Below are 12,311 nucleotides of genomic sequence, written 5' to 3' on the forward strand. Positions count from 1 at the left end.
CACTTAAATTCGAGTAAACGAAGTCTATCTACTCGTCTGTCTATTTGCATTACTTTCACTATAAAATAATTGAAAAGTAATGACACATGCACTAAATATTCTTCTAATAGAAGATGATATGATTGAAATAATGAAATTTAATAGAACGATTTCATCACTTAAACTCAATCATAAAATTATTGAAGCTAATAACGGAGAAGATGCTTTAGCTATTTTAGAGAAAAAAGAGGAATTACCCGATATAATTTTATTAGATTTAAACATGCCAAAAATTGATGGCATCGAATTTTTAAAAATTTTAAAAGCAGATAAGGCATTAAAATTTATACCAACCATTGTTTTAACAACATCTAACAATCAAAAAGATTTATTAGAATGTTATGAAATTGGTATAGCAGGATATGTGTTAAAACCTTTGAAGTATGAGGATTATGTTTCTAAAATTGAAAAACTATTAGCGTATTGGAGTATTAATGAATTAAAGCGAATTTAGGATGAAAGGTATTGTTTTTACAGAGTTTTTAGATTTAGTAGAAGTTAAGTTTGGATTAGAAGTAGTTGATAAAATTATTTCACAATCTAACTTAGAATCTGAAGGTATTTATACATCAGTAGGAACCTATAAGTTTTCAGAAATGCTTCAGCTATTACAGCATTTAAGCGCGCATACTAGTATTTCAATTGACGATTTGTTATTGGTATATGCCGAACATTTTTTTAGTGTTTTAGAACAAAGTTACCCAGGTCTTTTAGCAACCTATAAAGATCCCATAGAAATGCTTGCTTCTATAGAAAATCACATCCATGTAGAAGTAATGAAAATTTACCCAGATGCAGAATTACCTACTTTTGAAGTTGTTGAAAGAACAGATAATTCATTGGTCATGATTTATAAATCGAGTAGAGCGATGCATCATTTCGGATTGGGTTTAATGAATAAAACCTTCGAACATTTTGATGCTACAGCAACCATAGAATTAGAAAAAATAAAAGAAGACGGTACAGAAGTAAAGTTCTTTATTCAGAAAAATTAATGAGCCAAAGTGAAATTGACATTTTAAAGCGAGCACTTGCTCGTGAGAAAGCTGCTAGAAAACAAGCTGAGAAAATTCTAGAAAGTAAGTCTGCCGAATTGTATAGTGCAAAGCAGCAATTAGAAAAATCTTATTCAGAGTTAGAAACATTATTAGATAGAACCGATTCGCAATTACAAGGTGTTTTTGAGAATATTGTTGACGCCTATGTTATTATGGATCTTCTAGGAAATATTCTTAAATTGAATGATGCTGCTGTTGAATTATTAGGTTTTGAGGATGCTAAAGTAGATTATAATTTGCTAAAAATGGCAAAGCCTTCAGAGCTAGATCGTGTAGCAAAGTCCTTTAAACAACTTCTTAAAAAAGGCACACTTACAGATTTTTATTTAGATATAATTACAAGAAAAGGAGAGGCTAAATTAGTCCATATTAATGCCAGTATAATTTATGATCATGGAAAACCTGTTGCAGCACAAGGTATTGTTAGAGATATAACCAAAGCAAAACAAGCAGAAGATATGTTGATTGAATCTGAAAAAAGATTGTCAACATTAATTTTAAATTTAGATAGTGCCGTTTTATTAGAAGATGAAAACAGGAAAATAGCACTTACAAATAAAAAGTTTTGCGAAATATTTAATATACCAATTTCTCCAGAATTAATGGTTGGTCAAGATTGTACCAATGCAGCAGAATTAAGTAAAAACATGTTTGTCGATCCTGAAAATTTTGTGCTTAAAATAGAAGAAGTTTTAAGTAAAAGAGAGGTTGTTTTAGGTGATGAACTAAAAATGGTAGATGGTAAAATTTTAGAAAGAGATTACATTCCTATTTTTAGAAACAATCAATATAAAGGTCATTTATGGAGTTATAGAGATGTTACATTAAGGCGAAATTATAGCCAGAGTTTAGAAGCTCAAAAACAAAAGTATAGTAATATTATTGCTAATATGAATTTGGGCTTATTAGAGGTTGATACTAACGGTAAAGTTTTAATGGTAAACCAGAGTTTTATTGAAATGTCTGGCTATAGTGAAAAGGAATTACTAGGTAAAATTGGAACTGAAATAATTACCATTGCTAACGGAAAAAAAATTGTAGAAAGTGAAATAACAAAACGTAAAAAGGGCGAATCTAGCTCTTATGAATTAAAAATAAAAAATAAACAAGGAGATGTAAAGCATTGGCTTGTAAGTGGCGCGCCTAATTATAATTTGAATGGCGAGGTTGTAGGTTCTATAGGGATTCATTTAGATATAACTGGTATAAAAAGTTTAGAGCATCAAAAAGAAAAATTACTTTTAAAATTAGAAAAAAGTAATGATGAATTACAGGAATATGCGCATGTGGTATCACATGATTTAAAATCGCCATTACGTAGTATTAATGCACTTGTAAGTTGGCTTAAAGAAGATAATGAAGGTAAGCTAGATGAAACGAGTCTACAAAATTTTGGCTTAATTGAAACTACTTTAGAGAAGATGGAGCAGCTTATTTCAGATGTGTTAAGTTATTCAAGTGTAGGTGCTCAAAATGAAGTGTTAACTCAAATTGATTTAAACACACTTGTTGAAGATTTAATTGAAATACTTTACGTTCCAAATCATATTTCAATTAATATCAATAATCGTTTACCTAAAGTAGAAGGTCATAAAACTAAATTGCAGCAACTCTTCCAAAACTTAATTAGTAATGCTATTAAGTTTATAGATAAAGATAAAGGTACCGTAGAAATAGATTTTAAAGACAAGGGCGCTTATTATGAATTTTCAATAAAAGACAATGGTATTGGTATTGAAGAAAAGTATCATGATCAGATTTTTAAAATATTTCATTCACTTAATAAAAGCAAAGAATCATCAGGTATTGGCTTGTCTATTGTAAAGAAAATAGTTGATTTATATGAAGGAAACGTATGGATAGAATCTGAATATGGTATTGGATCAACTTTTTACTTCACATTAAAAAAATAAATATGGAACAGCCCAATTTATCATATATACATGCCTTATCTGGAGGAGATAAAGCCTTTGAAGAAAAGCTTATTTCAATAATTAAAACAGAATTTCCAGAAGAAAAAAGTATCTACTTTAAACATATAAAATCGGCTAATTTTAAAGAATCAGCAGAAATTGTACACAAACTTAAACATAAAATTAGTATTTTAGGGCTAGAAAAAAGTTATGAGGTTGCTGCATCTTTTGAAGATAATTTAAAAGAAAATAGCACAGTTGGTAAAGAAGATTTTGAAAACATTCTTAAAGCCATGACAACCTTTTTTGCTACGCTATAAAGTATTTTTATGAACTGTATTATTATTGATGATGAGGCAACTGCCAGAGCTATTATATCACAACTTTGTGTAAGTGTACCTAGTCTTAATGTGTTAGAAGAATTTCCAAATGCCATTCAAGCTATAAAATATTTAAATCAGAATGAAGTCGATTTAATATTTTTAGACATACACATGCCCGATTTTACAGGGTTCGATTTTATTCAAACATTAAAAAATCCGCCTAAAATAATTTTAACAACAAGCGATTCTAAATTTGCCATTGAAGCTTTTGAGTACGATTGTATTGTAGATTATTTAGTAAAACCTATAGCTTTACCTCGTTTTGAAAAAGCCATTCAGAAGGCTGCATCTACAGTTTCAAAAGTAGCAACATCATCAGAAAGCGTGGAAAGCTCTTCGGGAAACGATTTATATGTAAACATTGATAGACGTTTAATAAAAATAGATATTCACAGCATCTATTTAGTTGAAGCTAAAGGCGATTATATTCATGTAAAAACCGAAGATAAAAATTATACGGTGCATTCTACACTAAAGAAAATAGAAGAAAAACTACCAACCGATTTATTCTTAAAAGTACACCGATCTTATATTATTAATATTCAAAAAATAATTGATATAGAAGATAATAGTGTGCTTATAAAAAAAGATGTTATTCCTGTAAGTCGCTCTAACAGACCCGAATTAATGAAACGATTGAACTTGCTTTAAATTCAATTTCGGTCTAAACTAATTTATTAGTGTTTAGTACGCTAAACTTCTAATAAAAACCATTCGTCTACACTTAATTTTGATCTAACGAAAATAAAAATTAAAGCAACCTTTCAATCCTAATTTTGTGATATAAACTATTATATCATGAAAAGAATATTACTATTATTAGCTTTTTGTTATTTGAGTGTTCCTGCTCAAGATACGCCATTCAATTGCGACTACAACGCTTACTTATTTCAGTATAACGATGTCTATGCGATTGATTTAGCTTCGGGAAACTCATATGCAGTAGCAACAGATATAACTGAAGGAACTGTAAACGCTGCAGCATATAACCCAACCGATGGATTTATATGGGGGTCTTTAAGTTTTCCTTCAAAATCTATTGTCCGTATTGGTAAAGATTTCTCTACTTTAATTTTTTATGTAGATGAGTTACCAACTAGCGGACGCTATGTGGGTGATGTAAGTGCAGAAGGTGTGTATTATTTAAAAGGAGGCGGAACGAGTTATTATGCTATAGATGTAAATCCTGAATCTGATAATTATGGCGCTTATATAGCAACAAAAACCTTAACGCAAAATTTAAGTATTCATGATTGGGCATTTAATGCCGTAGACGGGAAACTATATACCGTAGAAAAGAATACAAATATTTTATATCGTGTTGATGCTGAAACAGGAATTATAGAAAGCTTGGGCGAAGTGCCAATTCTTTCTGGATTAAATTATACTTACGGCGCTGTTTATTTTGATGCATCGGGAAGGTTTTATGTGTCTTCTAATCAAACAGGAACTATTTATGTCATTCAAAATGTTCAAGATTTAGATGGTACAAACGCTATGGATTCTAATCTTTTTGCATTCGGACCTTCAAGTTCTCAAAATGATGGCGCACGGTGTCCAACAGCTCCAGTGCCACAAGAAGATTGTACCAATGGTATTGATGATGATGGCGATGGATTGATAGATTGTGAAGACCCTTCATGTTCTGGTTATGCTGCGTGTCCTGTTATTGAAGCGCCTACTTCTACAGCCAATTCAGGTGGGTTAGAAAGTAATAATAGACTGTCTCAACAGATAAGTAAACGAAATTTCAATCGTACAAAAAACAATTATAAATTTGATAAAAGTATTGCAAAAAAGTTTTCAAAATCATCACGATACGGAAAATCAGCTTCTAGTAAAGGAGGTATTCAACTATCAGATTTTATTCCGTTAGATATAATAAATGAAGATTATGTAATAGACTCGTCTCCTAAAGATTTGTTGAACATTACCAATGCCACCGATTTATACTCGGTAGATTATATGCGTAATGATGAAGCCGTGGCTTCCGTACTACTTCTAAAAACTGACAAAGGTGTTTATGAGCATACCAAATACATTTGCGATAGATTGTTAGGAGCTCAATTAATTTCGGTGTCAACCATAGAAATTAGAGAGCAAAAATTCATTAAATCACTAATAAGAAATATTGATGGCTCGTTAGAGTTTGTATTAAGCTTATCTGCTAAACCCGTTAATAATGATGCTGATTTTGCTATAGAGAGTCATTGGACTTTAGATAAATACGAAAAAAATGTTCCTTTTTATAATTTCCAAATATGGTCTAATTCTTTAGATGATTTATTAAGACTTGGAGAAGAAGTGGTGCGTTTATTAGAAGTTCAAAAACCCATTGCAAGTTTTAACAATTCTACACCGCCAACTGTTTTTGTTAGAAAAGGACATTATCAAAATGGGAAACTAGATTTACAAATAGTAAACACTAACAGAAGTAATAATGTGATTTTTGATGGCGGATTAAGAGCTACCGAAACAGAAGGAGTCAATTATGTGTCGTCTTCAATTGATTTAAATGGAAATTATATTTCTAATGTAGAAGTAGATGCAGGAAACTTATTTGATATTGGCTTTAGAATAGGAGATGGTATTGCTACACCAGACGATTTATTTATGTCTGATGGCCCTTGGGGCTATGATGATGCAGCACCAAGTACAAGTGTTAGTAGTTACACTATTCAAACAAACGATGAGCAATTTAATGATGACGAATATCCAATAGAACGTAATATAGAATTAACGGCATCCACCAGTGAATATGTTGCAGCCTATAGGGCTTTAACTCCTAAATTTAATCCTATAGATTTATCAAATTATAATAGCTTTCAATTAAAAGCAAAAGGTACGGGTACTTTAATTATTAGGTTAGTAAAAGCAAGTGTTAGCAATTGGGAAAACCAATATAAAACAGCTATAAATTTAACCGATGCCATGCAAGGTTTTAGCATTCCGTTTACCGAGTTTAAATCTGTAACTGGAGCAGATATGGATTTAGATGATGTAACTTCAATTGTATTTACCATGTTGGCTAGTAATGGCGAGGTAGAAACTAAAGAAATGAATTTACAACAACTTCGTTTTTCAACAAGTAAAACGCTTTCGATAGAAGTTTTAAATGAAGAAAATATAAACACATTTGCAGTACCAAACCCAATGAAGAACAACACGGTTATTCATTTTTCAGCAGTACAATCGGAAACTGCGGTGTTGGAAGTTTATAATCAATTAGGATCGCTTGTAAAAGAAGTGTCGTTTGAAGCTGTAACAGGCAAAAACGAAATACCTCTAAATAGACAGCAGTTAACTTCCGGATTATACTTTTGTAAAATTAAGAGTAAATACAAACAATATAAAGTAGTCAAGTTACTTGTAGAATAATTAATAGCAATTCCCTCCAAATTTTAAAGAGCAAAAGAGTCATTTCTTTTGCTTTTTGTTTTTTTGTAAGAAACGGATTTGATTTAGTATATTTATTGAGTTGAATATAGAACAGGTTATCTTTTCAAAGGTGATAAATGTCGCTCCTATGGAGCTTAAAAAATAGATAAGAAATTAAAGTTTATTAATATGATGCTCCTCTGGAGCTTTTATACCGAAAAAGATGAAAAATAAAAGCAGCCACAGCGTGGCAGCATATTAATAGAAAAAAGAGCATTAAATTTAGCTCCAAAGGAGCGATATATTTATAACATGGCAAACACATATACACAGCTTTATTTCCATATAGTTTTTGCTGTAAAAGGCAGAAAGAATCTAATTAAGGCTACATGGAAAGACGAGTTGTATAAATACATTACAGGAATTATATCTAATAAAGATCAAAAGTTATTGATTATTAATGGTATGCCAAATCATTTGCATCTATTAATTGGTACAAAACCAAATTGTAATTTATCAGATTTAATAAGAGATATAAAAGCAAATTCATCTAAATGGATTAACGAGAAACGTTTTGTAAATGGAAAATTTGAATGGCAAACAGGATTTTGAGCCTTCACAGTTAGTAAATCTGGAGTAAATAAAGTGATTCATTATATTAAAAATCAAGAAGAACATCATAGAGTTAAAACATTTAAAGAAAAATATGCTGATTTTTTTTAAGCTTATAATATTGAATATAAGACAGAATATATTTTTACAGATGATTAATGTCGCTCCTCTGGAGCTGTTTATATTCAAAAAAGAAATAATAAAACAGTCACAGCGTGACTATATATTAATAGGCTAAATTATAAAACATTAAATTTAAGCTCCAGAGGGGCAGTATATTTATAATAAGACAATAAATATTAAAAACATAAAAGCAAAAAATGGAGAAGTAATTCAGAGCAAAGTAAATTTGAGGAATTTGAAAACATAGAAGTAAGGAGAAGAATGCTTCTGCCGTGGTGGGTGAAAATATTTTGTTGGATTTTCATGTTATTTGGATTATTAGCTTTTGTATGTTTAATTTTAGGATTTGCTAATATAAGAGCCAATTTATCATTTTATGGATTTGAAACAAATGAGCAGTTTTCTTTAATTGGATTGATGATAATAGCTATTGGGATTTTTAAAGGCTTTACTGCATTTTCATTGTGGCTAGAAAAAGATTATGCTATAAAAATGGGGAAAATTGATGCCATAATTGGCATTGTTATCTGCACAATTTCAATGCTTGTTTTACCATTTTTTCAAGAAGGGTTTAATATTTCAATACGATTAGAATTAGCACTGTTAATTCCATTTTTAATTAAATTGAATAAGATTCAAAATGTATGGGAATCATTAAACTAAAGGTAAGTATCCATTGTATTACTCCCTAAAAACAGGCTTATCAAACAACACCCATTTAAAACGCAATCCAATTTCTGTAAAAGTAAAACCAGCTGCTGTAGCAGAAGCTATATTACTCTTGGTTCCGTAAATATTCAATAAAGCACGATCTGTAAATTTATAACCTAGTTTTCCTTGTATTCTGTAGGTGCTTTGTTTGCTGTCGTTTTCAATGTATTGTAAACCAGTGGCAGCTGTTAACTCGTAAAACCATTCGTTTGGTTTGGTAATTGCTTCATCTTTAATCAGGTTTATAAAAACTTCAACAGCATTAAACTTTTCTGGACTAAAATAAATGGTAGGCACTTGGTTTTTAAATGTAATGTATTGGTAGTTGAAACCTGCTTTTAAAGATGGTTTACTAAGTATGTTGTAATACAACGAAGTAAATAATAAATTACGGTTATTAGCATCGTTTTGCGAAGTGTAATAATACTGTGTAAACCAACCTAGGTTGAAGTTTGTACTCAGGTTGTAATTCGCGTAGTAGTTATTCATAACGATTTCTCTATCTAGTAAATCGGCATTAAAACTTTGTATTTCGCGTTTATAACCAATATCTAAAGTCTGTAATTTAAAAGGTTTTATATTGAATGATACATCGGTTAATAATTGTGTGTAATCATCGGTGTTTACTTTTGCTGAGATTACACCAACACTTCCTTTGAAAGTAACATTAGGTAACAATTGATAGCCTAAACCAAATAATGCTTGGTTTGAATTGGCTTTACTGTTTGTAATGTTGTTGCTAGTTGTTCTGTATGCATAACTAGCTAACCACTTAAATTTGGTTGAGGTTGGGAATTCTAAACGACTTTGAAATGCATAAGCTTCATTATCGCCATTATCAAACGAGTAAGACGCCTTGGTTTCTAATGATGGGGTAAAGGTGGCATTTAAGTTTTTAATAAAGTTGGTAGCATCTTTTTGATTTTCATAAAAGGATAACGTGTTATTTGCCGATTGGTATGCGTCATCATAATACCCTAGAGCCTTTAATGCATTTGCTTTTCCTAGATTACCATCAAACGAGGTACTATCATTTTCTAGAATACGATTGTAATCGGCAACACTCTTTTTAAAATCACTTTTATAAATGTTTAGTGTGGCGCGTAAAGCTAAAATCCAGTTTTCGTTTGGTGTTTCTTTAATAATAGCATCAATTAATGTTTCCGCTTTTTTATATGATTTATTCCAAATTAAAGCTTGTATGTAACGCTCTTTAGTTTGTTGAATCAATGTGGCGTCATCTATATTCGAAATAGTATTATATGCTTCTTCGCTAATTTTTAAAGCCTCTTTTTCTTGTCCTTTTAAGTGCTTAACTAAAGAAAGACCGTTTAATGCTGTTATTTTGTTTTCTGGATTTTCGGCAATGGTGTTATATGTGCTTTCAGCTTTATCAAATTCGCCAGCAATTAAATAGAGGTTTGCAAGATTCAATAAGGTGTCATTGTCATTATTAAAAAGAGTTAGATTTTCTTTTAAAAGCGTTTCAGCTTCGTCATAATTTTGAGCTTGCTGATTTTGATATGCATATCCTAAATAGATATACTTTTTAGATGTTAATGCATTTGAGTTTCCTGGTAAAACATCTAAAGCTTTATTCACATAAATTAAAGCTTCATCGTATATTTTTAAATTAGAAAGTGTGTTAGCATAACCTAAAAGCGCAGGAAAACTTTTGTCATCTTCTTTAATTAAGTTTTCGTAAAAAGATTTGGCATTGTTATAGTTTTTGTTCCAAAGTAAAGATTCTGCATAATTCAATTTAATTTCAAAATCGTTTGGATAGGTAGCTAGTAAGTCTGTAAATATATAAACCGCTTGATCTGAATTTCCTAACAACCCAACAGCACGTCCATAACATAATTTAGCCGTTTTGTTATTTGGATAGTCTTTTAATATGGTTGTAAAAAAAGATTCAGCTTTTTGGTAGTTTCCTGTTTCTAAATACGTAAAGCCTTCTTGCATATTCTGTGAATACACCAAAGTTGATATAAAAAAGACTAGTAATATAACGTGATTTTTAATAGACATAATTTAGGTTTTTTGTTCTATTGCAAGTTACGGACAAGAACCTATTCATTCACCTACAGCAATCTACCACTGAACGAAATTAAACGTCCTCCCACTGATTCTTCAAAGATATTTGTGTCAGAAACAAGAAATATTAACTTTTAAAATCTAGAAATTATGGCACTTAAAATCACACAACAAAGAGAAACATTTTTAGTAGAAGGAACTATTAATGCTATGACGGCTTTAAACTTTCAAAGCCATTTAAAGTTTGCTTTAAAAACTTGTGACGAATTAGTAATTAACATTGAAAATGTAGTAGAAATTGATACTAATGGCATGAACGCTATGCGATATATTTATAATGAATCTGTTGCTCTTGATAAAAAGATTTATATCGTTGGAACAGGTTGTAAAGAAGTTTATGATGACTTGTATTATAACAATGTAGCTTAATCATTAACCCCTAAATCGATACTATTATGAATTTTGAAATAATAAATAATCAAGGCGTTTATGAAATACATGGAGATTTCACTAATGACCATACAAACAAAGTTGAAACCTATTTTAACAACTTATTAGACACCTATTATGAGGTTGTAATAAGTCTTAAAAAAGTAAAACAAATTGATAATAAAGCTTTAGAAGTTATGCGTTTTATATCTGAAAAAGCAAAGAAGAGAAGCAAAGTACTATTTGTTCTAGGAAAAGGAAATAAAAGGATTAGAAATCAATTTAAGAAAGCGAATTTAAATACCATATTTAAAAATGATTACGATAAGCAATAGTTTAAAGAAAAGTATTTCGCCAGAACAGTTGTTTATGATAAGTGTTCTGGCAGTAAATGGCGGTAATTATTTATACAATTTAATTCTTGGTCGCATTTTAGGCCCTGCACAATTTGCAGATGCCGCTGTACTTATAACCTTTTTGTTAGTATTGAGTTTTGCTGCTATGACATTTCAATTAGTTACGGCAAAATTTTCAGTACTTTTTGAAAATGAGTTATTCAAAAGTTTTATATCTAAAGTATATAAAAATGCTCTTTTGGTAGGAATAGCTATGGGGATTTTAATCGTCGTTTTTGCAAGTCAGTTACAACAGGTTTTTAATACGTCGTCCTCAAGTATGTTTGTTGTGTTTGGTTGTGGCGTACCGCTTTATTTTTTAATGAGCGTGAATCGAGGTGTCTTTCAAGGGAAAAAGTCTTTTAAATCATTATCTATAACCTATCAATTAGAAATGTTAAGTCGTTTAATAATAACATTAGGACTTATTCTAATATTCAATATTCAATCATCTGTTGTTATAGCTGTGGGGATTTTAGCTTCGTTTTTATTCGGATTGATACCGTTTAAGTTTAGTAATATGCTTCCGCAGAAAACACTTGTACTAAGTAAAGTTCATTCAAAAAATATTAGAAGTTTTTTTATTATCACAGTCTTTTATGAACTTACTCAAATCATTATTAATAATAGCGATATTCTTTTAGTGAAACATTATTTTGAATCGTATGAAGCTGGTTTGTATGCTTCTTTAGCACTCATTGGTCGTATTGTTTATTTCATTGCTTGGATGTTTGTGATGTTGTTACTACCAACGGTGGTGCAACTTAAAAAGGAAGGTAAAGAAACGGCTTCTATATTGTTTAAATATGTAGGTTATATAGCTGTTATTTCAATAACCATTATTGGTGTTTGCATTAGTTTCCCTGAAACCATTATTACCTTATTATTTGGGGACAGTTACATTGCTATGGCACCATTATTATGGAAATATGCTATTGCGACTTCTATGTTCGCCATATCTAACATATTTGCGTATTACTATTTGTCTTTAGATAAATATATACCTGTTGTTATTTCTGGTGTATTTGGTATGCTTCAAATGGGCTTGGTAGTGTTTTACCATGATAGTTTAGAGCAAGTGGTGCACATGCAAATTATAGCAATGTTAATGTTATTAGTTATCCAGTTAGCATTTTTTAAAGTAGATCAATTAAAGTCGAAAAAAAGCTTAATCTAAAGTAATTTACCATTCGTCTACAGCAAATGTTTCCTCACCTGTAATCACCTCTTTTT

At 30.4% G+C, this 12,311-nt stretch carries 11 protein-coding genes and 1 pseudogene; 11 read left to right on the forward strand and 1 reads right to left on the reverse strand.

Going from position 1 to position 12,311, the window contains the following annotated elements:
* The first annotated feature begins 79 nt into the window (after positions 1 to 79).
* From ACH5TX_RS16390 to ACH5TX_RS16425, 8 genes and pseudogenes are all read left to right on the forward strand, one after another.
* Positions 80 to 493: a response regulator gene (locus ACH5TX_RS16390; protein WP_439340571.1), complete on the forward strand. Its 414-nt coding sequence runs from the start codon at positions 80 to 82 to the stop codon at positions 491 to 493.
* Between the two features lies 1 nt (position 494).
* On the forward strand, positions 495 to 1,034 hold the full coding sequence (locus ACH5TX_RS16395; protein WP_439340572.1) for a heme NO-binding domain-containing protein: 540 nt from the start codon (positions 495 to 497) through the stop codon (positions 1,032 to 1,034).
* Positions 1,034 to 3,010: a PAS domain-containing sensor histidine kinase gene (locus ACH5TX_RS16400; RefSeq protein WP_439340573.1), complete on the forward strand. Its 1,977-nt coding sequence runs from the start codon at positions 1,034 to 1,036 to the stop codon at positions 3,008 to 3,010. The genes ACH5TX_RS16395 and ACH5TX_RS16400 overlap by 1 nt, the downstream gene beginning before the upstream one ends.
* Before the next feature lie 2 nt (positions 3,011 to 3,012).
* Positions 3,013 to 3,330 (forward strand): Hpt domain-containing protein, encoded by a 318-nt coding sequence (locus tag ACH5TX_RS16405; RefSeq protein WP_439340574.1) that lies wholly within the window; start codon positions 3,013 to 3,015, stop codon positions 3,328 to 3,330.
* A gap of 9 nt (positions 3,331 to 3,339) precedes the next feature.
* Positions 3,340 to 4,044, forward strand: a complete 705-nt coding sequence (locus tag ACH5TX_RS16410; RefSeq protein ID WP_439340575.1) for a LytR/AlgR family response regulator transcription factor — start codon at positions 3,340 to 3,342, stop codon at positions 4,042 to 4,044.
* A gap of 147 nt (positions 4,045 to 4,191) precedes the next feature.
* Entirely contained in the window at positions 4,192 to 6,771 is a 2,580-nt protein-coding gene (locus ACH5TX_RS16415) for a DUF6923 family protein (RefSeq protein WP_439340576.1), read from the forward strand.
* A 312-nt stretch (positions 6,772 to 7,083) separates the two neighbouring features.
* Positions 7,084 to 7,494 (forward strand): annotated as a pseudogene (tnpA, locus tag ACH5TX_RS16420) (IS200/IS605 family transposase).
* A gap of 315 nt (positions 7,495 to 7,809) precedes the next feature.
* The gene (locus tag ACH5TX_RS16425; protein WP_439340577.1) at positions 7,810 to 8,169 is read left to right on the forward strand and encodes a hypothetical protein; all 360 of its coding nucleotides are present in this window, start codon (positions 7,810 to 7,812) and stop codon (positions 8,167 to 8,169) included.
* Between the two features lie 18 nt (positions 8,170 to 8,187).
* Here the strand turns inward: ACH5TX_RS16425 and ACH5TX_RS16430 are convergent, their stop codons facing one another.
* Positions 8,188 to 10,248 (reverse strand): tetratricopeptide repeat protein, encoded by a 2,061-nt coding sequence (locus ACH5TX_RS16430; RefSeq protein ID WP_439340578.1) that lies wholly within the window; start codon positions 10,246 to 10,248, stop codon positions 8,188 to 8,190.
* Between the two features lie 156 nt (positions 10,249 to 10,404).
* Between ACH5TX_RS16430 and ACH5TX_RS16435 the strand changes: the two genes are divergently transcribed.
* Genes ACH5TX_RS16435 through ACH5TX_RS16445 form a run of 3 tightly spaced genes read left to right on the forward strand, consistent with a single transcriptional unit; the run spans position 10,405 to position 12,255 of the window.
* A complete protein-coding gene (locus tag ACH5TX_RS16435; RefSeq protein ID WP_439340579.1) occupies positions 10,405 to 10,683 on the forward strand; it encodes an STAS domain-containing protein in 279 nt (92 codons plus the stop codon).
* Positions 10,684 to 10,709: 26 nt separating this feature from the next.
* Positions 10,710 to 11,018 (forward strand): hypothetical protein, encoded by a 309-nt coding sequence (locus ACH5TX_RS16440; RefSeq protein ID WP_439340580.1) that lies wholly within the window; start codon positions 10,710 to 10,712, stop codon positions 11,016 to 11,018.
* On the forward strand, positions 10,999 to 12,255 hold the full coding sequence (locus tag ACH5TX_RS16445; RefSeq protein ID WP_439340581.1) for an oligosaccharide flippase family protein: 1,257 nt from the start codon (positions 10,999 to 11,001) through the stop codon (positions 12,253 to 12,255). Before ACH5TX_RS16440 ends, ACH5TX_RS16445 begins: the two co-directional genes overlap by 20 nt.
* Positions 12,256 to 12,311 lie beyond the last annotated feature (56 nt).

Origin of the sequence: Thalassobellus citreus (genome assembly GCF_044385915.1) — a bacterium.
GTDB lineage: Bacteria > Bacteroidota > Bacteroidia > Flavobacteriales > Flavobacteriaceae > Thalassobellus > Thalassobellus citreus.

What these genes read in the sequence shown, in the direction of transcription:
- ACH5TX_RS16390 (WP_439340571.1), top strand. Translation starts at nt 80, where the DNA reads ATGACACATGCACTAAATATTCTTCTAATAGAAGATGATATGATTGAA.
- ACH5TX_RS16395 (WP_439340572.1), top strand. Translation starts at nt 495, where the DNA reads ATGAAAGGTATTGTTTTTACAGAGTTTTTAGATTTAGTAGAAGTTAAG.
- ACH5TX_RS16400 (WP_439340573.1), top strand. Translation starts at nt 1,034, where the DNA reads ATGAGCCAAAGTGAAATTGACATTTTAAAGCGAGCACTTGCTCGTGAG.
- ACH5TX_RS16405 (WP_439340574.1), top strand. Translation starts at nt 3,013, where the DNA reads ATGGAACAGCCCAATTTATCATATATACATGCCTTATCTGGAGGAGAT.
- ACH5TX_RS16410 (WP_439340575.1), top strand. Translation starts at nt 3,340, where the DNA reads ATGAACTGTATTATTATTGATGATGAGGCAACTGCCAGAGCTATTATA.
- ACH5TX_RS16415 (WP_439340576.1), top strand. Translation starts at nt 4,192, where the DNA reads ATGAAAAGAATATTACTATTATTAGCTTTTTGTTATTTGAGTGTTCCT.
- ACH5TX_RS16425 (WP_439340577.1), top strand. Translation starts at nt 7,810, where the DNA reads ATGTTATTTGGATTATTAGCTTTTGTATGTTTAATTTTAGGATTTGCT.
- ACH5TX_RS16430 (WP_439340578.1), bottom strand. Translation starts at nt 10,248, where the DNA reads ATGTCTATTAAAAATCACGTTATATTACTAGTCTTTTTTATATCAACT.
- ACH5TX_RS16435 (WP_439340579.1), top strand. Translation starts at nt 10,405, where the DNA reads ATGGCACTTAAAATCACACAACAAAGAGAAACATTTTTAGTAGAAGGA.
- ACH5TX_RS16440 (WP_439340580.1), top strand. Translation starts at nt 10,710, where the DNA reads ATGAATTTTGAAATAATAAATAATCAAGGCGTTTATGAAATACATGGA.
- ACH5TX_RS16445 (WP_439340581.1), top strand. Translation starts at nt 10,999, where the DNA reads ATGATTACGATAAGCAATAGTTTAAAGAAAAGTATTTCGCCAGAACAG.